This is a genomic window from Paenibacillus sp. PDC88 (assembly GCF_900106725.1).
Taxonomy (GTDB): domain Bacteria; phylum Bacillota; class Bacilli; order Paenibacillales; family Paenibacillaceae; genus Paenibacillus; species Paenibacillus shunpengii.
In genome coordinates, this window is record NZ_FNNT01000002.1 from 69,936 (window position 1) to 94,743 (window position 24,808).

A 24,808-nucleotide genomic window follows, 5' to 3' on the forward strand; every position below is an offset into this window, starting at 1 on the left:
GTGAATGAAAGGCGGGATAATTCATGATTTTTTCACTCCGCAGAATGTTTCGACTCGTTCGATTTCTTATTGTATTTGCTGCACTTGTATACATGTTCTATAATGTGTTCAATTTATTTTCTGGATGGATTACACCTGTGGATCACTACAAAATTCCAGAGGGAAATGCACTTAAAGTGTTTCATCATGAGGAAGGCACAGGCCTTGTTATGGAGAAGACAAGTATGCTTGAACGTCTGCGCTTCTTCTATTGGTATGGTGAATAAGGTGATGATCTAAGTCATAATGAAAATTTGTAGTAAGGGAGCGTAATAAAGCCGATGAGGAATTATGTGCAGCCTTACATGAATTATTTACAGGAGGACAAGGGGTCTTCCTTAAGTACACTGGAATCCTACAGACGTGATATAGAGCAATTTATTGGGTATATGGATAAGGAACAGATTACACAGGCTCAGGATGTTACCCGCAACCAAATTGTCCTATACATGGGATATTTGAAGAAGCAGAAGAAGGCAGCTTCAACAATTGCTCGTAATGTGGTGTCGATCCGATCTTTTTTCCATTATTTAATGTATCAGGGCGTTGTTCAAAAAGATCCGACCTATCATTTGGACTCACCCAAATTAGAGAAGTCTCCTCCCAAGATTCTTTCCATTGCAGAAGTGGACAGACTGCTGTCGCTGCCTGACTCTTCAACGCCGCCTGGGGCAAGAGACAAAGCCATGCTAGAACTGCTGTATGCCACAGGGATTAAAGTCTCTGAATTAGTACAGCTTAATGTGAAGGATTTAAATCCACAGCTGAAGTTTTTGAGAACTGGCAGCAACAGTGCCAAGGAGCGGGTAATCCCTATAACAGGGATCGCCGCCCAAGCGACAGCGGAATACGTAAATCATGCCCGGAGTGCGCTGTTGAAGGCGAATGGAGAAGAAGAGGCACTATTCGTGAATACGAACGGAGCAAGACTGACCAGGCAGGGAATCTGGAAGATGATTAAGAAGTACGCTGAAGGTGCTGGACTTGCGGAAGGAAGAATTACACCGCATACGTTAAGACATTCCTTCGCAGCTCATCTACTGGAGAATGGGGCCGATCTAAGATCGGTACAGGAAATGATGGGGCATGCAGATATTTCAACGACCCAAATGTACAGCCATGTGGTGAAACGAAATATGAAGGACGTATATGATCATTATCACCCGAGAGCATAATCGATGCAGGGCATTAGATTGAATTGATAGTAGAGAAAGGGGTATTACGTACATCATGACAAACGATAAACCTAGATTCAAACGCATATGCTTTATCGTACTTGACAGTGTTGGTATTGGAGCATTGCCGGATGCACCCGAATTCGGGGACGAAGGAGCGCACACACTAGGACATATATTGGAAAAGGTTCCCCATGTGAAGCTGCCCAACATGCAGAAATTGGGGCTTGGTAATATTGCCGAGATTCCTCCGCTTAGTCCAGTGGACGAGCCTCAGGCTTATTATGGCAAGATGAAAGAGGTATCGGCAGGTAAAGACACGATGACAGGCCATTGGGAGCTGATGGGTCTTAAGATTGACACGCCTTTTAATACATATCCTGATGGATTTCCTCAAGATTTGATTACCGAGTTTGAGAAGCAGACTGGCCGGAAGGTCATCTGCAACAAGCCCGCTTCGGGAACTGAAGTGCTCGATGAATATGGAGAAGAGCAGATGAAAACCGGGGCCTGGATCGTATATACTTCGGCGGATAGTGTGTTCCAGATTGCCGCTCATGAAGATATCATCCCTCTTGAGGAACTGTACAAAGCGTGCAAGATTGCCCGCAAGCTGACACTGGCTCCTGAGCATTCGGTGGGGCGTGTCATTGCACGTCCGTATGTCGGAGCTCCGGGCGCGTTTAAACGTACCTCTAACAGACATGATTATGCAGTCAAGCCGCCAGAGCCTACCGTCATGAATGCGCTGCATAGTGCAGGGTATGATGTCATTGCCGTTGGCAAAATTAATGATATTTTTGATGGTGAAGGTGTAACCGAAGCCTATCCGACGAAAAGCAATGAGCATGGCATTGAAGTCACGATTCAGCAGCTGGAACGGGATTTCAATGGTCTTTTGTTCACGAATTTAGTCGATTTTGATTCATTATATGGACATCGCCGAGATCCGGAAGGATATGCGGGTGCACTGGAAGTGTTCGATCAGGAGCTCCCTAAGATTATGGAGCGAATCAGTGAAGAAGATCTACTGATCATCTCGGCTGATCATGGAAACGACCCTATTCATCGGGGAACAGATCATACACGTGAGTATGTACCCGTTCTTATTTACAGCCCTGCTCTTAAGCAGCCGGGGGATTCGATTGGAGTACGGGAGACGTATTCGGATCTGGGTGCTACGATCTCCGATAATTTCGGGGCTTCCGCCCCACTTCATGGGGAGAGCTTCCTGAATCAATTGAAGTAAGAAGAATGGAAAATCAAGCAAAAGGGGCTATTTAGCAAAATGGTAAAAATTCTAACCCAAAGTATGGTACAAGAAGCAGCAGCTTATATTAAAGAAAAAACAAGTGTGATGCCCGAAATCGGGCTGATCCTCGGTTCCGGACTTGGTATTTTAGCAGAGCTTATTGAGGATGCGGTAGCGATTCCGTATGAAGATATACCTCATTTTCCGGTTTCTACGGTTGAAGGGCATGTTGGAGAACTGCTGATTGGTAATATACAGGGCCGTCCCGTCGTCATGATGAAGGGAAGATTCCACATGTATGAAGGCTACGGTCCAGAGGTGACTGCCTTCCCGGTTCGAGTTATGAAGGAGATCGGCGTTGAAAAAATGCTGGTGACGAATGCAGCAGGCGGTGTAAATACCAATTATCATGCGGGGGATCTCATGATCATCTCTGATCATCTGAATTTGACCGGCCGCAATCCGCTGGTTGGACCGAATGAGCCTGCTTTTGGTGTTCGTTTCCCGGATATGTCTGAAGCTTATAGTGGTAGACTACGTAACCTGGCTAAAACGACAGCTGAAGCACAGGGCTTTAACATTCAGGAAGGGGTATACGCAGGTCTTCTCGGCCCCAACTATGAAACTCCAGCCGAAATTGTGATGCTGCGAAAGCTTGGGGCTGATGCTGTCGGGATGTCAACCGTCGCAGAAGTCATTGTAGCCCGTCATACTGGTATTGAAGTGCTGGGTATCTCCTGTATTACGAACATGGCGGCTGGAATTCTGGATCAGCCTCTCTCGCACGATGAGGTTATGGAAACAGCAGAACAAGTTAAAGGGAAGTTCCTCGGATTAGTGATGGCACTGATCCCATACATGTAAATTTACGAAGAGGGGAAATAGACAATGAACCAAGTGAATACGACGATGTACGCTGGAAATATCGAGGAAGCCGCTGCATACATAACAAGCAAGCTGGGCAAATATTCTCCCAAAATCGGTTTGGTGCTGGGCTCAGGGCTTGGAGATTTGGGCGATCAAATCGAAGATGCCGTATATATTCCTTACGATGAAGTACCGCATTTTCCTAAATCTACCGTGGAAGGACATGCAGGACGCTTTGTGATCGGTCAGCTCGAAGGCAAGGATGTTATTATCATGCAAGGGCGTTTTCATTACTATGAGGGATATGACATGCGTACCGTTGTTATGCCCGTTTATGTCATGAAGAGACTTGGTATTCAGACTCTCGTATTAACGAATGCAGCCGGCGGCATGAACCGTGCCTTCAAGGCAGGAGATCTCATGCTCATCTCTGATCATATCAATATGACGGGTGCTAACCCGCTCATCGGACCAAATGACCCGAAATTGGGAGTGCGTTTTCCAGATATGTCAGCAGCATACGATCCTGAATATCGCATACTGGCGAAGGAGCTGGCTAAAGATATACAGGGTGAAGATGGATCCGTACTTGAGCTTCAGGAAGGCGTCTATTGTGGAATTAGCGGACCTACGTACTCAACGCCTAAAGAATCTACGATGTTTGCTCTGCTTGGCGGGGATGCGATCGGGATGTCTACTGTAGGCGAAGTCATCGCGGCAAGTCATGCGGGACTGCGTGTGCTGGGTATCTCCTGCATTACCGATATGGCGATTGGTGAAGAGCTTGAGCCGCTGACGCATGAGCAGGTTGTCGCTGTAGCGAACCGGACCAAACCGAAATTTATTGGACTAATTCGTGCATTTGTGAGCCGCGTGTAAGTCACTGATATTGTTAAAAATAAATGCAGCTAAAGGTGTGATCTGACGTATGAGAGCCGTTGATATCATTCAGAAGAAGCGAGATGGACAGGAGCTGTCATCAGAGGAGATTTCCTATCTGATTCAAGGATACAGCCGTGGAGACATTCCGGACTATCAGATGTCAGCTTGGGCAATGGCTGTCTTTTTTCAGGGCATGACTGCCAAGGAAACCGGGGATTTAACGATGGCCATGGCAAAATCCGGTGATCAGGTGGACCTGTCTCCGATTGCAGGTATAAAGGTAGACAAGCATTCAACGGGTGGCGTGGGTGACAAGACGACCATCGTTCTTGCTCCTCTCGTGGCTGCAGCTGGTGTTCCGGTTGCTAAAATGTCCGGACGTGGACTAGGTCATACAGGCGGCACTTTGGATAAGCTGGAATCGATAACCGGATTTCAGATTGAACTGGATCAAGAGCAGTTCTTCAAGCAGGTTAATGAGGTGGGGGCCGCGGTCATCGGACAAAGCGGCAACATGGCTCCAGCAGACAAGAAGCTGTACGCATTAAGAGATGTGACGGCAACGGTTAATGCAATTCCGCTGATTGCCAGTTCAGTGATGAGTAAGAAGATTGCAGCAGGTGCAGACGCGATTGTACTCGACGTCAAGACTGGCAGCGGTGCGTTCATGAAGACGCTTGATGATTCAATCAAGCTGGCTGAAGCGATGGTGGATATCGGAACCCATGTGGGCCGTGAAACGGTGGCTGTCATCAGTGATATGGATCAGCCGCTCGGTCATGGCATCGGTAATGCCTTGGAGATTAAAGAAGCAGTAGAAACGCTGCAAGGGAATGGACCTGAGGATCTGGAAGAGGTAAGCCTGTTCCTGGCATCCCATATGCTGGTTCTTGGTGGCAAAGCAGAAACTGTTGAGGAAGCTCGCGAGAAATTGCGGGATATTCTATCTCAAGGGCTTGCGCTTGATAAGCTTAAGCAGATGGTCAAAGCGCAACAGGGAGATGTAAGTCAAATTGAGGATCTATCTCTTCTGCCGACCGCTAAGCGCACAATTGAAGTGAAGGCTCCAACGGATGGGTATGTGGCTGGGATTGAGGCTGAAGCCATTGGAATCAGTGCCATGCTGCTCGGCGCTGGCCGTGAAACGACCGATTCTGTCATTGATCATGCGGTTGGAGTGACCCTTGTCAAAAAAGTCGGCGATCCAGTCAAGGCTGGAGAGGTGATCGCGATGCTTCATGCGAATGAAGGAAGCGACAGCAAGCTTCAGGAAGCAGAGCAGAAGCTTCAGCAGGCATACAAGATCTCAGAAGCTCCAGTGCCCGAACAACCGTTGATCTATGCCTTGGTGACGAAGGATGGAGTTCAGCGCTTTGTATGATTTATAAGTATAACGAATAAAAAGAAGCTGAAGGGCAATATCATTGTCCTTCAGCTTCTTTTTAATTCTGTTGATCATTCATTTCTTTTGATATATTTCTATTCCTCATATCTAGCACTCAGTTGCATCTTTCGTCGCAAATTTTCTGATCCCCTTCGATTTGAACGGTGGAATGCTGGATATGAAATTCCTGTCGCAGCATGTCTTTAGCTTGTCTTAATAGCAGATCTCGATCCGCCGAATTCGACACAACCAGATGAACGGTCAGCGCTGTATAATCAGAAGTTATTGACCAGCTGTGGAGGTCGTGAAGTTCAATTACACAAGGCAGACCAAGAAGCTTGCTGCGGATATCACTTAGATCTACGGATTCTGGCTTGCCCTCCATCAGGACATGCATGGAATCTTTGGTAATTCGGTATCCACTGACAAGTATAAGGACGGCTACGAGCAGACTGGCGATGGGGTCGGCAATAGACCATCCGAAGAACATCATTAGAAGACCTGCTGCAATGGCTCCGATTGATCCTAATAAATCTCCCAGGACGTGGAGAAATGCACCCCTCAAGTTCAAATTGCCTTTGACATCACCACCTGTCATTAATACAACGGCTACGATGACATTAATGATCAGGCCAATCACGGCAATGGTCAGCATCCCCGTACTCGCCACTTCAGGTGGGGCAGCAAAACGCTGGATCGCTTCCCAAATGATAGAAACCGAAATGACAAGCAGGGTAATCCCGTTCAGAAAGGCCGCGATGATCTCGAACCGCTTATAGCCATAGGTTTTTGAGCTGCTCGCTGATTTCTCACCAAATTTAAATGCAAAGAGAGCGAGTGCCAGTGCAATCCCGTCGCTTAGCATGTGTCCTGCGTCAGCAAGCAAGGCCAAGCTATGTGTAATGAGTCCTCCAACCACTTCAATGAGCATAAAGCCGGTGATAAGCAGAAAGGAGATCAAAAGAGCCTTTTTATTATTCGTATGAATATGTGAATGACCAGGCCCATGACTGTGATTATGATCATGATTGTGATTGTGGTCATGACTATGGCTGTGATCATGATGATGACGCTGTTCGTGAGCAGGATGCTCATCACGGTCATCTTGATGTGTATGCTTCATCGTCATTCCTCCGAGTGAAAATTATTATGATAAGTGCTGCAGATGATAGTTAATCTAATTACCTTACCCATGACCTGTAATTCTATGTAAGAGCAAAAGTACCTATAGAGAAGCTGTTCATCTAAACTTACTTACCCCCTATGTGACGTTCGATATCTTGTAATTGAAGGAACTGCTATTTTTCATAGACAGACGAATCAATTTCATAATACCTTTATCTGCTTCAATCAAGAGTATATATAGTTTCAATTCTACCTTTTTAATGATTTATGAAATTGATTCAAACAAGGAATAATTTGGAGGATTCCTGACGACAATGATTAGCAGTATAACGAATCAAGCTATCAAGCTACAATGTAGCATTCACATGAGGAGGATAATATTGCCATGAATCAAGGAGTTAGGCTGCTCACCGCTTTAATACTGTCGGCCGCACTGATCGTTCCAAGCAGCATATATGCAGAAGAGCCTGTAGGGCCGCAAACGGAGAAGACAACCCCGGCAGTGGATCTTGCGCAAAACGCAAAATCAGCGGTCATGCTGGATGCGGATACGGGAACGATTATTTATGAGAAGAACGGCCATGAGAAACTGCCACCTGCCAGTATCACAAAGATTATGACCATGCTGTTAACAATGGAAGCCATTGATTCCGGTAAGCTGAAGTGGACTGACAAGGTTCGAGCGAGTGAATATGCATCTTCCATGGGTGGATCTCAGATCTTTCTGGAGCCGGGCGAAGAGATGACCGTGGATGAGATGCTAAAAGGCATTGCCATGGCATCCGGCAACGATGCTTCCGTAGCAATGGCCGAGAAAATTGCCGGCTCTGAAGAAGCATTTGTGCAGATGATGAACGATCGGGCAAAAGAGCTCGGCATGAATGATACCCATTTTGCCAATTGCAATGGTCTCCCGGTAGAGAATCATTATTCTTCAGCACATGATATTGCTATTATGAGCAGAGAGCTGCTTAAACATAAAGATATTACCAAATATACCGGCGCTTATCAGGACTACCTGCGAAAAGACAGTGCCAAGCCGTTCTGGCTCGTGAATACGAACAAGCTTGTACGTTTCTATACCGGTGCTGATGGCCTAAAGACAGGCTATACCTCGGAAGCGAAATTTTGCTTATCCGCCACAGCAATGAAGGATGGTATGCGTGTCGTCGCCGTCGTGCTGGGTGAGCCGAATACGAAGACGAGAAACAGCGAAGTGTCGAATATGTTCGATTACGCCTTTTCACAATATACGATGAAGCCTATTTATAAACAAGGGGACGTTATCGGTAAAGTGAATATTGAGAAAGGAAACATCAAAGAGCTGGAGCTGGTGGCTGATGTACCTTACAGTGTGCTGATGAGAAAAGGCAGCGCCGGGGAGACGACGCAGCAGCTGACCGTCCCTACCGAAATCAAGGCCCCGATCAAAAAAGGTCAGGTGCTGGGCAAGCTTGTAGTATCTCAGGATAACAAGGTGCTCAAGGAGTTTGATATTACAGCAGCGGTGGACGTTGAAAAAGCAAGCTTCTGGAAGCTCTTTAAACGGACAACCTCTGATCTTTTCCGCTAAAATAAGCAGCTTTGTTGATTCATGAGACTTTTCTTCTAGTTTTGTCGGAGTGCAGGAAAGATGCAAATCGGCGTAGAAATGGTTGGTCATGACAGGGAGGAGAGTGAGCAAGCATGAATTTACAGGTCAGTATGGAGTATGCACACGGAGTGCTTATTGTACGATTATCTGGAGAGCTCGATCACCACACAGCAGATCTGGTTCGATTACAGATGGATGAGGCGATTGCAAGACAGAACAGCAAGCACCTGATACTTAGCTTGAAAGACCTTGACTTTATGGACAGTTCAGGACTGGGTGTCATTCTTGGACGCTATAAGTTGATACATCATAAAGGTGGAAAAATGGTCATATCCGGAGCTAATCCTGCTGTATACCGTTTGCTTGAAATGTCAGGCTTGTTCAAAATTATGCCGGTGTTCGAAAACGAGGGAAGCGCCCTCTCGGATCTGGAGGTGGTCTCATGAGCAGTGAGCAGCTATCAAATTTTATGAATTTGCAGTTTGCAGCCAAGTCGGAGAATGAATCATTCGCGAGAGTCGCGGTGGCAGCCTTTATTTCTCAGCTTGATCCGACAATGGACGAGCTGAGCGATTTGAAAACAGTCGTATCCGAGGCCGTGACGAATAGTATTATTCATGGCTACAACAATGACTCTGCCGGGGTCGTAACCATTAAGGCAGAAATTATCGGAGATATGATTACGCTTGTCATTGAAGACCAAGGTCAGGGAATTGAGGACTTGGAGCTGGCGAAGCAGCCGCTGTATACCTCTAAGCCTGAACTTGAGCGTTCAGGTATGGGATTCACAATAATGGAAAATTTCATGGATGAATGTGAAGTAGTAAGCGAGCCTGGGCGAGGTACTTCGATCATGATGAAGAAACGGATAGAATCCAAGAAAGCACTGTATAATTAGGGGTTGGACCTATGGAAGCAGAAGCGAAACAATCTTCACATACGTATCTGGAGGATGCGGAAGTCAAGCGTCTTATCGCTCTATCCCAAAGCGGAGACCAGGTGGCGCGTGACACGCTTGTCAATTGTAATATACGTCTCGTATGGTCTGTCGTTCAGCGGTTTATGAACCGGGGATATGAGCCGGAGGATCTGTTTCAGATCGGCTGCATCGGGCTCCTCAAATCAGTAGATAAATTTGATCTCAGCTATGATGTCAAATTTTCGACTTATGCGGTTCCCATGATTATCGGCGAAATTCAGCGTTTCCTGCGTGATGATGGGACGCTGAAGGTCAGCCGTTCCCTGAAAGAGACCGCCAACAAGGTTCGCAAGAAGAAGGATGAGCTCTCTAAATACTTGGACAGGCTGCCCACCATCAAGGAGGTTGCAGACGAGCTGGGGATTACCCCGGAGGAGGTTGTGTTCGCCCAGGAAGCGAATAAGCCTCCAACTTCCATTCACGAGACGGTATTTGAGAATGACGGGGATCCGATTACGCTGATGGATCAGATTGCCGATGAATCTCAAGAGCGTTGGTTCGACAAGATGGCGCTTAATGAAGCGATCGGAAATCTGTCTGAGCGGGAGCGGCTGATCGTATACCTCAGGTATTACAAGGATCAGACGCAATCTGAAGTTGCTGCCAGACTGGGCATATCGCAGGTTCAAGTGTCCAGACTGGAGAAGAAAATACTGCAGATTATCCGAGAGCAAATTGCTCAGTAAATATAAAGTGCATATAACAACGATTTATCATGCAGTAAGAGTTTTTTCTCGTCAGAGAAAAGACTCTTTTTTTTGTGGATGAGCTCGATATGAATCCCAAGGAATAGAAAAGCGGAGGAGTCTCCATACTATGAATAATTTCACAGTATAAAGGGGTGAGGTTAGGATGACCGCACCATCCACTCCTATCATTTATGTAAGGCTGCACAGCCGGATCAAGATGAAGCTTGGCGTTACACTTAAGATCAGGCATGTGGCACATGTGCTTACAGATCCGCCTGGCTTGGAAGACAAGGTGCTGGAAGCGGAGCTGATGCAGACAGAGAAAAAGGATGGGAGCCTGCTGCTTGTTGATGTGCTTCAGATTATTGGTCGGATACAGAAGATTGTGCCGGGAGCAACGATTGAAACACTGGGCAGCAGCCACACACTTGTCGAGCTGATCCCTCATGATCGGCCGCCGTCCAAATCGCTGTTTGTCCTTGTGTGGCTCTTGCTGTTCTTTGGCTCGGCGCTGACCATTATGAACTTTCACGCGGATGTAAACATGAAGGAAGTGCATATACGAATTGTAGAGATGCTGACGGGATATCGGGATGAGAATCCTTACTTGTTCCAGACAGCATACTCGATTGGTATCGGTTTTGGCATGGCTGTATTTTTTAATCATTTGTTTAAGAAAAAATGGAATGATGAGCCTACTCCGCTCGAGGTAGAGATGTACCTCTACCAGCAAAATGTGGATCAATATGCAGTGAATGAAGAGTACGAACGAATCAAAAAAGAGCATGCTCATTCGGGACAGAAATAATGATGACGGTACTGGACGGCTGCATACTCATCGTTCTGGGCATAGCATCAGGCATTGCTGTGGGGAGCGGAGTCATTGCGCTCTTCATCGTTCTGGACATGATCCCGCGCTTAGCCCAGCTTACACGCTCATATGACAAGGCATATGCCTATGAAGGAGCAATGATCGCCGGTTCATTCGTTGGAACAGTCGCTGACTTATGGAATTTGAAGGTTTACGGTCTTCCGATTATTTCGATATTCGTAGGCCTGCTGTGCGGTATATTTATCGGCTTGCTCGCAGCAGCTTTAACTGAGGTATTGAACGTCCTGCCCATACTAGCCAAGAGACTGGGTATGAAATCTTATTTATTTGGATTATTAATGGCCATGGTGTTCGGCAAGGTTGCCGGTTCATTATTTGATTGGTTTGTGTACACCAGATAACAACTGCATGCATACAACAGAAGGAGGAGACATCAAACATATGTCAGATGAATCGCAGCAAATGACCGAGGAAGAGAAGCAGCTCCAGGAAAAAAAGGAACAAGAAATGTCAGATTCCATTGAGGAGTCGATTAAGTACTGGCAGAATGAGGATGTCATCGATCCTGATTTTGACGTACTGCGAAAGACGCTCAAGTATGTGATGGGGTTTGGAGAAACTTTTGATGTCAATTTCCGCGAGATGACCTTCGGTGGACGTCATACCGGGCTTCTGTTCATCACAGGACTTACCAAAGATACGATTTTGACTGAAATTTTAAAAAGACTGTCCTACGTACCTGAGGATGAGTTGTCTTCCGACGCCTTGGAAAAATACTTTGAATTCTACATCCCCCATATTCAAGTATCCAAAGTAACAAAGCTGAGCGAAGCCTTTATCCAGGCAATGAGCGGTATGAGCGTCTTTTTTGTGGAAGGCGAAACAACAGCGCTGATCATTGATACCCGTAGCTATCCTTCGCGCGGTCCTGAAGAACCGTCGTTAGAACGCGTTGTCAGGGGAGCTAGAGACGGATTTACAGAAACGATGCTGACCAATGTGTCCCTAGTCCGCAGACGTCTTCATGATCCTGGATTCAAGCTGGAGCTGTTCCGTGTAGGGGAAAGAACCAAAACCGATGTGTGTCTTGCTTATATCGACGATATTGTGGACAAGGTCCAGGTTGAGACGATCCGCAAAAAAATCGAGAGCATTGATATTGATGGTATTCCGCTTGCCGATAAGCAGCTGGAGGAAATCATCATTAATCGAGGCTGGCATCCGTATCCGCTGGTTCGTTATTCCGAGCGTCCCGATTCGGTTGCTTCCCACTTGCTTGAGGGCAGGGTTGTCCTGTTCGTGGATACTTCTCCTAGTGTTATGATTATGCCCACGACCTTTTTTGATCTGTGTCAGCATGCTGAGGAGAACAGACAGACCCCGTTCATGGGCTCCTATCTGCGAATTATAAGAATCATCGGGATATTAGCCTCGTTGTTTCTGCTTCCTCTATGGATGCTGTTCGTTATTGATCCAGGATTGAAACCGGAGGGCCTGGACTTTATTGGTCCTCAGGAAAATGTAAAGCTTCCGATCATTCTGCAATTTCTTATTGTGGAGTTCGGGATCGATTTGATGCGGATGGCCGCAGTTCATACTCCCACACCGCTTGCCTCAGCAATGGGGCTTATTGCAGCGATCTTAATTGGGGATGTAGCGGTGAAGACCGGCTTGTTCGTTAACGAAGTCCTGCTGTACATGGCGGTAGCGGCGGTCGGAATGTTCGCAACCCCAAGCTATGAGCTGGGATTAGCAAATCGTATGGTCAGACTGATTCTTCTAGTACTTGTGGCTATCTTTAAAGTGCCTGGGCTGGTGGTTGGAACCACTGCGATCATTATTGGACTCGCGCTGCATCGATCGTATAATTCGTCCTATCTGTGGCCACTTATACCTTTTAATGCAAAGGGTATGTTGGCAACGTTTGTTCGTTCCCCAGTGCTTACAGGCAAGAAGAGACCTTCATTTAACAAGCCTAGGGATAATACCAGGATGCCTTAATGCTGTTCAGCTATCCGGCTTGTGACAATGAATATAATACAAATGATCTGCCGAATAATCCATTTCTAACAAAAACAAGAGTCTGCTATACTGATGTAAAAGTTCGATGGAATCTTTTTTCATTCCAGGAAAAGTGGAGGACTAGCGAATATGTATTTACACGGTACTAGCAAAATTAATGAAGCAGGACATCTCGAAATTGGTGGATGCGATACAGTTCAGCTCAAAGAAGAATATGGGACTCCACTATATATCGTTGATGAAACACTTGTCCGCAAGCGGGCTAGAGAATATATGGACGCATTCAGAGCTTCAGGCCTGAAATTTCAGGTAGCATATGCTAGCAAGGCGTTCAGCGTTACGGCCATGTGCACCCTTGCAGAGCAGGAAGGCCTGTCTCTGGACGTCGTCTCGGATGGAGAGCTCTACACAGCACTGCAGGCTGGCTTCCCGACAGAACGTATTCACTTTCATGGGAACAACAAAACACCGAATGAAATCGAAATGGCGCTGGATGCCCGAATTGGCTGCTTCGTCGTGGACAATCTGATCGAGCTGCAGATGCTCCAAGCCATGGCTGGTGAGAAGAATCAAGAGGTCAATATTTTGCTGCGGGTAACGCCGGGCGTTGAAGCTCATACGCATGAGTATATTTCCACTGGTCAAACCGACTCAAAATTTGGCTTTGATATCGGAAACGGAGCAGCCTTTGAAGCAATTGAACTGGCTGTGAAGCAGCCGAATCTGAAGCTCCTTGGGCTTCACTCCCACATTGGCTCCCAGATCTTCGAAGTGGAAGGCTTCCAGATGGCAGTAGAGCGAGTTGCTGCTTTTGCCAAAGAAGTGAAGAGTAAACTGAATGTGGTATTCCCGGTTGTGAATCTGGGCGGTGGTTTTGGTATCCGTTATTTCGAAGGAGATACACCACTTCAGGTATCCCAGTATGTCAAGGCGATCACAGATGGAGTGAAGCTTCATTTTGCAGGAATTGCAGAAGAGCTTCCGGAAATATGGGTTGAGCCTGGCCGCAGCATGGTAGGGGAAGCCGGTACAACGTTGTATACGGTGGGTGCAATAAAGAACATCCCTGGTGTGCGCAAGTATGTATCCGTGGATGGAGGTATGACAGATAACCCGCGTCCAGCGCTTTACGATTCCAAGTACGAAGCGATGCTGGCTAACCGTGCTAATGAAGCAACAGAAGAGACCGTCTCTATTGCGGGTAAGGCCTGCGAGAGCGGAGATATGCTGATATGGGATTTGGACCTTCCTCAGGTGGCTACAGGTGATCTCCTGGCTGTATCCTGCACAGGTGCATATAACTACTCCATGGCCAGCAATTACAACCGGATACGTCGCCCAGCCGTTGTCTTCGTGCAGAACGGTGAAAGTGATCTCGTTGTCCGCCGTGAAAGTCATGAAGATATCGTGCGTAACGATATTATCCCGGCAAGAATGAGCAAACAGACCATTAACAGCTAATATGTATATATCCACTCCCGGCAAGCTGTAATTTAGATCAACAGCAAGCACGGGAGTGTTTTTTAGTTCGAGTTGATCCGGTTCCTGTACAGCAGACCTCGAATCATTGCAAATTGAGATCAAAGTAGATACAATCAGATAGTGATGCATGAAATAAGGACAAGGCTTATGTATGGATCATGGCCTGCCTTAGAAAATAGTTGAAGGAAGTGACGCACATGAAAAAAGGTATTATCGAACTTGAAAATGGCGGAACCGTAGAAATCCAATTCCTGCCGGAAGAAGCACCAAATACAGTAGCAAACTTTGAAAAACTGGCTAACAGCGGTTTTTACAACGGCCTTAGCTTTCACCGTGTAATCCCTGGCTTCGTAGCTCAAGGCGGATGCCCGGTTGGCAACGGTACAGGCGGTCCTGGATACTCCATCGACTGTGAAACTGCAACAAACACAACGAAGCATGAAAAAGGTGTTCTCTCCATGGCACATGCCGGCAAAAACACAGGCGGAAGCCAATTCTTTATCGTGTATGAGCCGCAGCCGCATTTGGATGGAGTTCATACTGTATTTGGTAAAGTAATCAAAGGTATGGAATACATTGATGGCGTGAAGCAAGGCGACAAAATGAAGAGCGTATCTGTATTTGACGCTTAAGCTGAAGCCTCTCTAACGACATAGCAAGAGCAGATTAAAACATCCCGCATTCTATATGCGGGATGTTTTTTTATGCCAAGTATCTCGACGAGAAGTTATGTAACTGCATTCCACACAGGGAGAGCAAGTTTTTTAATCAAGTAAGCGTATTCTTATTATTGGGTGAGAGCTCAGCTGTTGATTTTTCAGTATAGGAGTGCTACTATTTTTCTATTACTAATGTTTCATAAGCTGTAATCCTTCGGGGCAGGGTGAAATTCCCTACCGGCGGTGATGACTTGTCTTCAAGTCTTAGTCCGTGACCCGTTAGCTGGAAGCTAGCGGTGGATCTGGTGCAACTCCAGAACCGACAGTATAGTCTGGATGAGAGAAGGAGAATAGGTACATAACAGACAACTCTATTGGTTGGCGTACCCAGCGGGACTTTTGCCTGTGCGTCCGTGATGATGCTCATGGTTTATTTGCCTTACCTTTGTTAGGTTTAAATTAAGGTAACGGTAGTGTTCTGCTGTATTTTCTATTGAACTCTCAAGCCCCTAGTCTGGCAGTTTAGCCGGATAGGGGCTTTTTTTGGTGAAATGTTTCTTAAATGTCTTTGCTGAAAAGAGGTAAGCATAATGGAAATGATGAATGATGAATTCTACATGTCGCTTGCTCTGGATATGGCGGAAAGAGCGCAGGGACAGACCGGCATTAATCCCGTTGTAGGCTGTGTCGTCGTGAAGGATGGACGAATGGTTGGTCTTGGAGCCCATTTGAAAAGGGGCACAGGCCATGCCGAGGTTCATGCCTTGAACATGGCAGGCAGTGAGGCGGAGGGAAGCACCGTCTATGTAACCCTGGAGCCCTGCAGCCACTATGGAAAGACACCGCCATGCAGCGAGAGGCTGATCAGCGAGAAGGTCAAAAGGGTGGTTGTCGCTTGCGAGGATCCTAACCCGCAGGTGGCAGGCAAGGGATTTGATATGCTTCGCAGGCACGGTATTGAAGTCAAAGTCGGTGTGCTTAGAGATCGGGCCAGACGGCTCAATGAGAAATTTATCAAGTATATTACAACGGGCCTGCCCTTTGTAACGCTCAAGACGGCTTCAACGTTAGACGGAAAGATCGCAACCAAGAGCGGAGACAGCAAATGGATTTCTAACGAGCAAGCGAGAGAACATATTCATATGCTCAGACATCGTCACCAAGGTATTATGGTCGGGGTAGAAACCGTCATCGCTGACAATCCCGAGTTAACGACCCGGTTATCTATAGATGGGATTAGTCCTATTCGAATCGTCGTCGATTCGAAGCTGAGAATCCCTATAGATACGAAGCTGGTTCGGGATGGAAATGCCAAAACCTTGATCCTGACGACAGATGAAGCAGAAGCTGAACGTGAGCAGGTTCTGGAAAGTTATGGTGTACAAGTGATCCGCTGCGGTCCGGGACCGAGGGTTGATCTACTAACAGCAATGAGCTTGTTAGGAGAAATGGAGATCGGTTCTATATTGCTTGAAGGCGGCGGAACTTTGAACGGCGCAATGCTGGAGGCCAAGCTGATCGATCGCTTGCTCATGTTTATTGCACCGAAAATCGTCGGAGGATATGAGACACCAGGAAGCTTCCGATTTGAAGGCGTGGACCGAATGAATGATGCGATTCAATTAAATAAACTCGAAGTCGAGACCATTGGAGATAATATTTGTGTGACAGGTTTACCTGTGTGGCCGTAAGGCTGATAAGGAGTGAATGCCATGTTTACTGGGCTGATTGAAGAAGTTGGACGAATTCGCAGTGTTGGCCGTAAAGGGGAAGCCATGGTCCTTGGAATTAGTGCGAAGCGAATAATGGATGATCTGAAGATCGGAGACAGCGTAGCTGTCAACGGGGTATGCTTAACCGCTACCTCGATAGAAACCGGAGGCTTCCTGGCAGATGTGATGCCCGAAACGTTCCGACATACGACCCTTCGTCATTTGGGAAGCGGCAGTCCTGTTAATCTTGAACGGGCCATGTCAGCCAAAGGCCGTTTTGGAGGACATATTGTACAAGGCCATGTGGATGGAACAGGGAAGATTACAGCGATAACCCGAGATCAGAATGCGGTCGTGTTCGAAATCACGCCGGTTAACAGTGACGTATTCCGGTTTATTATTCCGAAAGGCTCCATCACGATTGAAGGCATCAGCCTGACTGTTGTCGACACGACAGCCTCCTCTTTTACCGTATCCATTATACCGCATACATTAGGGGAGACCGTGCTCGCTCATCGTAACACAGGGGATATCGTCAATCTTGAGTGTGACATTCTCGGCAAGTATGTGAATCATCTGCTGCATTATGGACAAGGAGCAAGCCCAGCGGACGGAACGGGTGAGAAGTCGAAATTAAGCTTTGAATTTCTAAGCTCCCACGGTTTTAACTGATATAAAAAAGCAGTAACAAGGAGGGTACGACATGGATGAGGAATCCATTTTTCATACAGTAGAAGCAGCGCTTCAGGATCTGCAGCAAGGTAAAGTGGTCATTGTCGTTGATGATGAAGACCGCGAGAATGAGGGTGATTTTGTAGCTCTGGCGGATAAAGCCACTCCGGAAGTCATTAATTTTATGATTACCGAGGGAAGAGGACTCGTCTGTGTGCCGATTACGCAGGAACGCGCAGAAGAGCTTGACCTTAAACCTATGGTTCAGCAAAATACGGATTTTCATGGTACAGCCTTCACGGTATCCGTTGATCATAAGCTTACGACGACAGGGATATCCGCACATGAACGTTCCATTACAGTCAAAGCGCTGATTGATTCCGAAGCAACCGGATTGGATTTCAGAAAGCCTGGTCATATGTTTCCACTAATCGCCAAGAAAGGCGGAGTGCTCAGGCGAGCAGGGCATACAGAGGCTGCTGTGGATCTTGCCAGAATGAGCGGTTCCTATCCTGCAGGAGTGATCTGTGAGATCATTAAGGAAGACGGATCTATGGCCAGACTGCCTGATCTGAAGGAAATTGCGAAGCAGCACGATCTGAAGCTTATCAGCATCAAGGACATGATTGCCTATCGTAACGCCAAGGAGAAGCTGGTTACTCGCGAGGTTTCGGTGAGAATGCCGACTGATTTTGGCGAGTTTCAGGCGATAGCCTATACAAATGAAGTGGATAACAAAGAGCATGTAGCTCTTGTCAAAGGCACACTTAATACGGATGAGCCGGTCCTCGTGCGTGTACATTCCGAGTGTTTAACCGGAGATGTGTTCCATTCTCATCGTTGTGACTGCGGACCGCAGTTTGAAGCCGCCCTGCGTCAGATTCATGAGAATGGCAGCGGCGTGCTGCTCTATATGCGTCAGGAGGGCCGGGGGATCGGGCTCATTAATAAGCTTAAGGCCTACAAGCTGCAGGAGCAGGGACTTGATACGGTGGATGCGAATCTGAAGCTGGGCTTCCCGGCTGATCTTCGCGATTACGGCATCGGCGCGCAAATTCTCAAAGACTTGGGAATCCGCAAGATTAACCTGCTGACGAACAATCCGCGAAAGATCAAAGGGTTAGAGGGATATGGTCTCGAAGTTGTTTCTAGAGTACCGATTCAAATTGCAGAAAATAAAGATAATTCTTCCTACCTGCATACCAAGCAGTCCAAGCTGGGGCATATGCTGAAATTTGATGATATTGAGCAGAACGAGCAGGAAATCAAATCTTAAGTTAAATACTACTCATTATAAGAAGGGCAGATGAATAATAATGGCTAACTATTTTGAAGGTAATTTAGTCTCTGAGGGATTAAGATATGGCGTTGTGGTTGGACGTTTCAATGAATTTTTAACGAGCAAGCTGCTGTCAGCATCCCTGGATGCGTTCAAACGTCATGGTGTGCAGGATGATGAGGTTGATGTGGCTTGGGTTCCTGGAGCCTTTGAGATTCCTTTGATTGCTCAAAAAATGGCCGAGAGCGGCAAATATGATGCAGTGATTACACTCGCCACTGTCATCCGCGGCTCTACAACGCATTATGATTATGTTTGTAATGAAATGGCCAAGGGGGTCGCTGCAATTAACCTGAAGACAGGCGTGCCGACCATATTTGGACTGGTTTCTACAGAAAATATTGAACAGGCGATTGAACGCTCTGGAACGAAAGCAGGAAATAAAGGCTGGGACGCTGCCGTTGCAGCAATTGAGATGGCAAACTTGACGAAACAGCTAAAATAGTGCTTAGTTAATATAAAGCCCTGTACTCAGGCTTCTCTTAGCCGGGGCAGGGCTTTACGTATTTTGTAACATTAGCGGGAGGATGCGCCCATTGACGGTTGTGACTTATAAGCTTGAATCGTTTGAAGGCCCGCTGGACCTTCTATTACATTTGATTGACAAACATGAGATTGACATCCAGGATATACCGATCAGCCGAATAACGGACCAATATATGGATTATATTCACTCCATGCAGGAGCTGGAGCTTGATATTACAAGCGAGTTTTTGGTGATGGCAGCTACTCTTCTTGCGATCAAGAGTAAAATATTGCTGCCCAAGCCTCCTGTGTTTCTTGAATTTGAAGACGATCATTTCATGGAGGAAGAGGATGAAGACCCTCGTGCCGAATTGGTTCAGAAGCTTATTGAATACCGAAAATTCAAGAGCATCGCGCGTCATCTGCATGAACGGGAATCGGTTCGCAGTCTTATTTTCTCTAAAGAGCCGGAGGATCTAACGCCTTATGTTCATCATGAACCGTCGAATCCGGTTGAAGGGCTGCATACAGCGGATTTGATTACAGCCTTTCAGAAGGCACTCAGCCGGGCTGCAAGAAATACGACGGTGGCTAGGATTCATCGTGATGAAATATCGGTAAAGGATCGGATCCGGGATGTAGCGGGGACGCTTGGACGTAAAGGGTATGGCAGTAAAATGCTGTTCTCCAAGCTGCTGAATGAGGACATGTATCGCCAAGAGATTGTTGTTACTTTTTTGGCTATTCTGGAATTAATGAAAATGAAACAAATTGTATGTTACCAGGAACGATTGTTTGAAGATATCGTGATGGAGTGGAGAGGAGAAGAAGAAAGCGATGGACTTTCCGGCATTGAAGTCGATTATTGAGGGCTTGTTATTCTTATCGGGTGAAGAAGGACTAGGTGTCAAGCAGCTCTCCGAAATTGTCGATCAGCGTCCAGAAGTCGTAACTGATGCGCTTGAGGAACTGAAAAGGGAATATACCAAGCAGGGAAGAGGACTGCAGATATTAAAAATTGCAGGAAACTACCAAATGGGAACCTTGCCTGAGCATGCTGTTTATTTTGAGAAGCTTGCTTATTCCCCTTCCAGATCCTCACTCTCTCAAGCCGCACTTGAAACGTTATCCATTATTGCTTACCGGCAGCCGATAACGAGAGTGGAGATTGAAGAGATCCGCGGAGTTAAGGCAGAACGGGCGCTTCATACTTTAACAAGCAAGGATCTGATTGAAGAGGTTGGACGAGCAGATGCCATCGGCCGCCCTATATTATATGGGACAACAAAGGCCTTCCTTGATTATTTTGGTCTTGGCACAATTAAAGATTTGCCTGAGCCGTCTGTATTCGAAGATGCTGACCCGCTCGAAGAAGAGACGCAGCTCTTGTTCAGCAAGCTGGGTCAGAATATGTTTGAAGAAGAGTCTTCGGGTGAAGCTCTGGTTGACAATGAGATTAATAAAGCGGAGTAATCGTAGAATCGATGTCCTTTAGAGGGCATCGATTTTTTTATGCCCAAAAGTTTCGCATGGTTTCCATAATTAAGAACATACTAAAGGGGAGTTTTAATTTTACATATACCAGGGGGAAGACTCGTGTGGATCTGGATTGGCGCAGGCATACTGTTTGTTATCATTCTACTTATTGTGCTCGTACTTGTATCAAGAATACATATCCATCTGGTTGTGAAGTCTGCAAATAATAAGCAGGAAGTTCATGTTCAGCTCAAAATGCTGTACGGAATTCTCCGAATCACCAAGGAAGTCCCCGAACAGAAGATTCAAGAGCTCAAAGCCAAGCTGCTTAAGAAGCTTGAGGTTGCTATGTCAGATCAGCTGAATGGAGAAGATAGGCAAAAAGATTCGGTAATGCCTGATGAGAAGCATGGGAAGAAAGGGATATTGCATCAGTCCTATGCTTTGGTCAAGAGTGCATATGCACTGAAAATATGGGATACAGCTCCTTTTGCTTCGATTCGGATTTTGGATCTCAGATGGAATTCTCGTATAGGGACAGAGGATGTTGTATTTACTTCTATAGCCACAGGCATTTTGTGGGGAATTAAGAACTCGATTCTTGGCTGGTTGTCCCATAAGGTGAGGCTTCTGGAGATGCCACAGCTTGATGTCACACCGAATTGGACTGAACAGTGGGATCTAAAGACGGATTTTGAAATAAGAGCCTGTATTCGCTTTGTCAAAGCGATGCGGCTCAGCAATATGCTTACCAAGCGATTAGCTGAAGCCCATGGAGGCATTATGGCCTGGCGCAGAGATTTGGAGGAGGATGCTTAGTCATAGAAATTAATTTTTTTCCAGTCCGCTTTTTGCACATACTGATCCTGTACCTTGGGAAACCTATCAATGTCAAACCATTGTTAGAAGGAGGCAATTTATTATGTCGGATCATCCAATTCAAGGATTAATGAAAACGGCCATGGAAAACATCAAAGCGATGGTCGATGTCAACACCATAGTAGGTGATGCAGTGGAAACGCCGGATGGGTGTGTAGTGGCTGAAAGATACCACGCCAACAAAGCGGTGCTAAACCCCTAAACCCTTGGTACGTATAGAGAAAGTAGATATACGTGAATAACTGGGATGTAGGGAGGACTGAGATGCGAATGCCAAATATGAACGGTAAGTATGGTGAAAGCTTTAGAAAAAACAAATTTATCGAGATTCAGCAGTTCTTAGCAGAGATTGGATATAAGCTCCATGAAACAGAGTACGTTAACAATAGAACGCCTATGAGCGTTGAATGCAACAACAATCACATCTACCCCGCCACATGGGATAACCTACGGCAAGGTAAGCTGTGCAGAGAGTGTTACTTGACTAAGGTGCAGACACCAGTAGTGATCAGGAAGCAAGAGAAACAGACACGGAAGAAGATGTCGCAAGAACAGAAGTACGAGGTTTTCGAGACAGCCGTGGAAGCAGAGGGCTATGTGCTCCATCCAGGCGAATATGTAAACAATCAGACTAAGTTCGATGTGACTTGTCCCGAGGATCACACTTACCCCACCACTTGGAATAGATGGCAGAGTGGACAGAGATGTCGTGAGTGTTTTGAGAAGCGTGTAAGAAAGTCCACTGAAGACATCGCGGCTGAGTTAGCGGCTGAAGGGTGTGAACTGATCGGAGAATATAACGGCTCTAATAAGAGGTTCAAATACAAGTGTGTATGTGGTACGTTAGCCTACGGCAGAATCAAGGACTTTAGAAATGGAGTTCGTTGTAAATTCTGTGCGGGGGAAAAGACAAGGGAGACAAATCGACTCAAGAGACTTGAAAAGTTAAAGCAGTACGATCTTGAACATCCTGAGGAGGTACAAGTATAGTGCCGCACCGAAGATAGGTCTCAACAAAATAGTAATGCTTACCACAAAAAGAGATCAGGTCAATCCTGGTCTCTTTTTCCATTTAATTCGAGAGGTTCATCCCTGTTTCGTCTACTCTACATTAAGAGGACTTTTTAGGGAGAGGGGGTAGGGGAGTGAGCAAAGATACAGCTCTAACAGTTATGTTCGGATGGGTGGTGTCGTCTTTGGTCTACTTGGTAGGAGGTATCGACCACCTGTTTATTGCAGTAACGATTTTCGTGGTGCTTGACTACCTAACAGGTGTAGTTAGCGCGTGGTATAGAAAGGAATTGTCAAGTCGAACAGGATGGTGGGGTCTCGCAAGGAAGTCCATGACACTGGTCTTCGTGATCGTAGCTCATCAGCTTGATCTAGTGGCAGGTAACGAGAACAACTTTATGAGGAACGCAATGCTGTTGTTCATCATCGGTACCGAAGGAATTAGTATTTTCGAGAACATGGGTAAGATGGGACTTCCAGTTCCAAAGTTCATCACAGCGGCTCTCATTAAGCTTCGCGGCGACGAGGAGGACGAGAGCAAAACAGACAACAAGAAGGAGGGATAGTAATGCTTCCGATCACTAAGGACTATCTGCCGATCAATAAGTTCAGTCGTGTTGGTATCAAGCTTAAATCCAAGAAGGGTATTGTCATGCACTACACCGCATCTCCTGGCGCACCTGCCAAGAACATCGGTAAGTACTTTGCAGGACTAGCTCAACAAAATCCCAACGATAATATCAAGGACACATACGCGGGTGCTCAGTACTCTGTAGACCGCACCTCGATTTACAATAATATCCCTGACGACGAGATGGCTTACCACTGCGGTAGCACGACTTACACCAAGGAAGCTCTTTCACAACTTGGTACATACCCCAACAACAGCACTGTTGGAATTGAGATGTGTATTGAGAAAGATGGTAGCATCCATGAGGACACGTTCAACAACGCTGTAGACCTCGTTGTGTACCTGATTAAGGTGAGAGGGTTCCCTAACTCCATTTGGACACACAAGGGCGTTGTAGGGTGGAAGGAATGTCCTCTGCCGTGGATCAAGAACCCTAGTGAGTTCGAGAGATTCAAGAAGGCGGTCAATGACAAACTGAACCCGCCAAAACCTGTAAAGGAGGAGGAAGACGAAGTGAACAAAGTACTTGAGTACGCTAACTGGGCGTGGGACGAGCTTGATAAGTACGTAGGAGATGCTTACAACGATAAGATCATCTCTGAATGGTCTTGGGTCGAGAAGGTTCGTAAGAAGAAGCTGACTTACGGTGAGCTGATCCTGCTGAAGGTTCTGATCGACGAACGCAGACGTAATAAATCAGCCTAAGGAACGAAGGGAGGTGAGACCATGGACATCAGGAAGCGTTTGAAGGACGTTCCTACGCTGTTGGCTATCGCCGCCTTTGTGTTGGACATCCTGATCTTTGCGGGGGTTGTAGACCTACCTGTAAGGGCTGAGATCGAGACCTACATTCAGCGAGGGTTAGAGGTACTTGTCCTGTTGGGCGTACTGAATAACCCAACCACCGAGGGACATAGTTACATGGATGAGAAATAAAAAAAGGAGAGGGGCACACTGTGCCACCTCTCCTTTTGTTTTAAGCCGCTTCTTCTTGAACCAGGATGCGGACATTGAACTTGCCTGTCTCGTCCTTCAGGAAGCCGCTGATCTTGTCGAAACGAGCTAACAGCTCCTCACCGCTAAACGTTCCGTTGTAGTTGATCTTGATTCCTTCATTCGCTTGCTCAGGGGCAATGTCCTCAAAGACTGAGATGCTTACCGAGAACGCACCGCCCTCATCCTTCAGGAAGCCCACGATCTTAGTGAACTTGGTTTCGAGATCAGCAATGTTGAAGACTCCCGCATAACTAATCCCCAAACCTTCACTGTTAAGTACGACTGCATTATTTTTATTGGTGCGTTGGTTAGCATTGCTTCCTGCACCTATGGATTGTTGTTTAGCTTTTGCGTTGCCTGGGGTAGCTGTCTTCAGTCCGTGTTCTTTGACAACCTTATAGTACTGATGAGTTTTCATCCCCCAAGTACGTTCGATCTGAGCGTTGTTAAATTTGTCTCTCCAACTCTGAAGAACTTCTGCACGCTTCTCCGCAGGTTCGATCTTCTTAAACTCCTCGTAAGGCAGAATGTTTTCGTACATGTTAGTCACCTGAACCTTTCCTGATTTAGTATAGTCTCGCTTTTCCTTGCCTGTCATCATTTCATGAGGGTACCTTTTTGCCCGTGCCCCGCGTGAGACATTTGC

At 46.5% G+C, this 24,808-nt stretch carries 28 protein-coding genes, 1 pseudogene and 1 riboswitch; of the genes and pseudogenes, 27 read left to right on the plus strand and 2 right to left on the minus strand.

The window, feature by feature from the left end:
• Nucleotides 1–23 precede the first annotated feature (23 nt).
• The 6 genes from BLW49_RS06680 to BLW49_RS06705 are packed head-to-tail and all read left to right on the plus strand — an operon-like array spanning nucleotide 24 to nucleotide 5,596.
• A complete protein-coding gene (locus BLW49_RS06680) occupies nucleotides 24–266 on the plus strand; it encodes a DUF4227 family protein (RefSeq protein ID WP_076313073.1) in 243 nt (80 codons plus the stop codon).
• Between the two features lie 54 nt (nucleotides 267–320).
• The gene (gene xerD, locus BLW49_RS06685; protein ID WP_076313072.1) at nucleotides 321–1,214 is read left to right on the plus strand and encodes a site-specific tyrosine recombinase XerD; all 894 of its coding nucleotides are present in this window, start codon (nucleotides 321–323) and stop codon (nucleotides 1,212–1,214) included.
• A gap of 55 nt (nucleotides 1,215–1,269) precedes the next feature.
• The gene (deoB, locus tag BLW49_RS06690; protein WP_090723927.1) at nucleotides 1,270–2,463 is read left to right on the plus strand and encodes a phosphopentomutase; all 1,194 of its coding nucleotides are present in this window, start codon (nucleotides 1,270–1,272) and stop codon (nucleotides 2,461–2,463) included.
• Between the two features lie 39 nt (nucleotides 2,464–2,502).
• Nucleotides 2,503–3,330, plus strand: coding sequence for a purine-nucleoside phosphorylase (locus BLW49_RS06695; RefSeq protein WP_076313070.1), 828 nt, complete (start codon nucleotides 2,503–2,505; stop codon nucleotides 3,328–3,330).
• Nucleotides 3,331–3,354: 24 nt separating this feature from the next.
• Complete coding sequence (locus tag BLW49_RS06700) at nucleotides 3,355–4,212, plus strand: purine-nucleoside phosphorylase (protein ID WP_256209644.1); 858 nt, start codon at nucleotides 3,355–3,357, stop codon at nucleotides 4,210–4,212.
• A 49-nt stretch (nucleotides 4,213–4,261) separates the two neighbouring features.
• Complete coding sequence (locus BLW49_RS06705; protein ID WP_090723929.1) at nucleotides 4,262–5,596, plus strand: pyrimidine-nucleoside phosphorylase; 1,335 nt, start codon at nucleotides 4,262–4,264, stop codon at nucleotides 5,594–5,596.
• A gap of 118 nt (nucleotides 5,597–5,714) precedes the next feature.
• Here the strand turns inward: BLW49_RS06705 and BLW49_RS06710 are convergent, their stop codons facing one another.
• Complete coding sequence (locus BLW49_RS06710; RefSeq protein ID WP_256209645.1) at nucleotides 5,715–6,722, minus strand: cation diffusion facilitator family transporter; 1,008 nt, start codon at nucleotides 6,720–6,722, stop codon at nucleotides 5,715–5,717.
• Nucleotides 6,723–7,109: 387 nt separating this feature from the next.
• On the opposite strand from BLW49_RS06710, the gene BLW49_RS06715 reads away from it, so the two are divergent.
• The 21 genes and pseudogenes from BLW49_RS06715 to BLW49_RS06815 all read left to right on the plus strand — a co-directional run bounded on the left by BLW49_RS06715 (nucleotide 7,110) and on the right by BLW49_RS06815 (nucleotide 24,102).
• Complete coding sequence (locus BLW49_RS06715; protein ID WP_076313068.1) at nucleotides 7,110–8,297, plus strand: D-alanyl-D-alanine carboxypeptidase family protein; 1,188 nt, start codon at nucleotides 7,110–7,112, stop codon at nucleotides 8,295–8,297.
• Nucleotides 8,298–8,410: 113 nt separating this feature from the next.
• Nucleotides 8,411–8,764 (plus strand): anti-sigma F factor antagonist, encoded by a 354-nt coding sequence (spoIIAA, locus tag BLW49_RS06720; RefSeq protein ID WP_047911086.1) that lies wholly within the window; start codon nucleotides 8,411–8,413, stop codon nucleotides 8,762–8,764.
• Nucleotides 8,761–9,216: an anti-sigma F factor gene (spoIIAB, locus tag BLW49_RS06725; protein ID WP_047911087.1), complete on the plus strand. Its 456-nt coding sequence runs from the start codon at nucleotides 8,761–8,763 to the stop codon at nucleotides 9,214–9,216. The genes spoIIAA and spoIIAB overlap by 4 nt, the downstream gene beginning before the upstream one ends.
• 11 nt (nucleotides 9,217–9,227) lie before the next feature.
• On the plus strand, nucleotides 9,228–9,983 hold the full coding sequence (gene sigF, locus BLW49_RS06730) for an RNA polymerase sporulation sigma factor SigF (protein WP_047911088.1): 756 nt from the start codon (nucleotides 9,228–9,230) through the stop codon (nucleotides 9,981–9,983).
• A gap of 166 nt (nucleotides 9,984–10,149) precedes the next feature.
• Nucleotides 10,150–10,794: a stage V sporulation protein AA gene (locus BLW49_RS06735; protein ID WP_090723930.1), complete on the plus strand. Its 645-nt coding sequence runs from the start codon at nucleotides 10,150–10,152 to the stop codon at nucleotides 10,792–10,794.
• Between the two features lie 2 nt (nucleotides 10,795–10,796).
• Nucleotides 10,797–11,219, plus strand: coding sequence for a stage V sporulation protein AB (locus BLW49_RS06740; protein ID WP_076313065.1), 423 nt, complete (start codon nucleotides 10,797–10,799; stop codon nucleotides 11,217–11,219).
• A 40-nt stretch (nucleotides 11,220–11,259) separates the two neighbouring features.
• Nucleotides 11,260–12,819 (plus strand): spore germination protein, encoded by a 1,560-nt coding sequence (locus BLW49_RS06745; protein WP_256209646.1) that lies wholly within the window; start codon nucleotides 11,260–11,262, stop codon nucleotides 12,817–12,819.
• A 150-nt stretch (nucleotides 12,820–12,969) separates the two neighbouring features.
• On the plus strand, nucleotides 12,970–14,301 hold the full coding sequence (lysA, locus tag BLW49_RS06750) for a diaminopimelate decarboxylase (protein ID WP_090723933.1): 1,332 nt from the start codon (nucleotides 12,970–12,972) through the stop codon (nucleotides 14,299–14,301).
• A gap of 218 nt (nucleotides 14,302–14,519) precedes the next feature.
• Nucleotides 14,520–14,954, plus strand: coding sequence for a peptidylprolyl isomerase (locus BLW49_RS06755; protein ID WP_076313062.1), 435 nt, complete (start codon nucleotides 14,520–14,522; stop codon nucleotides 14,952–14,954).
• Between the two features lie 233 nt (nucleotides 14,955–15,187).
• Nucleotides 15,188–15,333: riboswitch (FMN riboswitch) on the plus strand.
• A gap of 238 nt (nucleotides 15,334–15,571) precedes the next feature.
• Nucleotides 15,572–16,672 carry a bifunctional diaminohydroxyphosphoribosylaminopyrimidine deaminase/5-amino-6-(5-phosphoribosylamino)uracil reductase RibD gene (gene ribD, locus BLW49_RS06760; RefSeq protein WP_076313061.1) on the plus strand — a complete coding sequence of 367 codons (1,101 nt, stop codon included), beginning with the start codon at nucleotides 15,572–15,574 and terminating at the stop codon, nucleotides 16,670–16,672.
• A 21-nt stretch (nucleotides 16,673–16,693) separates the two neighbouring features.
• Nucleotides 16,694–17,365 carry a riboflavin synthase gene (gene ribE / locus BLW49_RS06765; protein ID WP_090723935.1) on the plus strand — a complete coding sequence of 224 codons (672 nt, stop codon included), beginning with the start codon at nucleotides 16,694–16,696 and terminating at the stop codon, nucleotides 17,363–17,365.
• A 31-nt stretch (nucleotides 17,366–17,396) separates the two neighbouring features.
• Nucleotides 17,397–18,641, plus strand: a complete 1,245-nt coding sequence (locus BLW49_RS06770; protein ID WP_090723937.1) for a bifunctional 3,4-dihydroxy-2-butanone-4-phosphate synthase/GTP cyclohydrolase II — start codon at nucleotides 17,397–17,399, stop codon at nucleotides 18,639–18,641.
• Between the two features lie 40 nt (nucleotides 18,642–18,681).
• Nucleotides 18,682–19,149, plus strand: coding sequence for a 6,7-dimethyl-8-ribityllumazine synthase (ribE, locus tag BLW49_RS06775; RefSeq protein ID WP_047911095.1), 468 nt, complete (start codon nucleotides 18,682–18,684; stop codon nucleotides 19,147–19,149).
• Between the two features lie 82 nt (nucleotides 19,150–19,231).
• A complete protein-coding gene (locus BLW49_RS06780; protein ID WP_090723939.1) occupies nucleotides 19,232–20,038 on the plus strand; it encodes a segregation and condensation protein A in 807 nt (268 codons plus the stop codon).
• Nucleotides 20,007–20,642, plus strand: a complete 636-nt coding sequence (scpB, locus tag BLW49_RS06785) for an SMC-Scp complex subunit ScpB (protein WP_090723940.1) — start codon at nucleotides 20,007–20,009, stop codon at nucleotides 20,640–20,642. Before BLW49_RS06780 ends, scpB begins: the two co-directional genes overlap by 32 nt.
• A gap of 123 nt (nucleotides 20,643–20,765) precedes the next feature.
• Entirely contained in the window at nucleotides 20,766–21,464 is a 699-nt protein-coding gene (locus tag BLW49_RS06790; RefSeq protein ID WP_090723942.1) for a DUF2953 domain-containing protein, read from the plus strand.
• A gap of 103 nt (nucleotides 21,465–21,567) precedes the next feature.
• Nucleotides 21,568–21,684, plus strand: a pseudogene (locus BLW49_RS06795) (sporulation protein YtfJ); the annotation flags it as partial.
• A 110-nt stretch (nucleotides 21,685–21,794) separates the two neighbouring features.
• Nucleotides 21,795–22,514, plus strand: coding sequence for a hypothetical protein (locus BLW49_RS06800; protein WP_143042078.1), 720 nt, complete (start codon nucleotides 21,795–21,797; stop codon nucleotides 22,512–22,514).
• 182 nt (nucleotides 22,515–22,696) lie between these two features.
• On the plus strand, nucleotides 22,697–23,101 hold the full coding sequence (locus BLW49_RS06805) for a phage holin family protein (protein WP_076313523.1): 405 nt from the start codon (nucleotides 22,697–22,699) through the stop codon (nucleotides 23,099–23,101).
• A 2-nt stretch (nucleotides 23,102–23,103) separates the two neighbouring features.
• On the plus strand, nucleotides 23,104–23,871 hold the full coding sequence (locus BLW49_RS06810) for a peptidoglycan recognition protein family protein (RefSeq protein ID WP_076313054.1): 768 nt from the start codon (nucleotides 23,104–23,106) through the stop codon (nucleotides 23,869–23,871).
• Between the two features lie 21 nt (nucleotides 23,872–23,892).
• A complete protein-coding gene (locus tag BLW49_RS06815; RefSeq protein WP_076313053.1) occupies nucleotides 23,893–24,102 on the plus strand; it encodes a hypothetical protein in 210 nt (69 codons plus the stop codon).
• A 40-nt stretch (nucleotides 24,103–24,142) separates the two neighbouring features.
• Here the strand turns inward: BLW49_RS06815 and BLW49_RS06820 are convergent, their stop codons facing one another.
• Nucleotides 24,143–24,703, minus strand: coding sequence for a hypothetical protein (locus BLW49_RS06820; RefSeq protein WP_143042079.1), 561 nt, complete (start codon nucleotides 24,701–24,703; stop codon nucleotides 24,143–24,145).
• Between the last annotated feature and the right edge of the window lie 105 nt (nucleotides 24,704–24,808).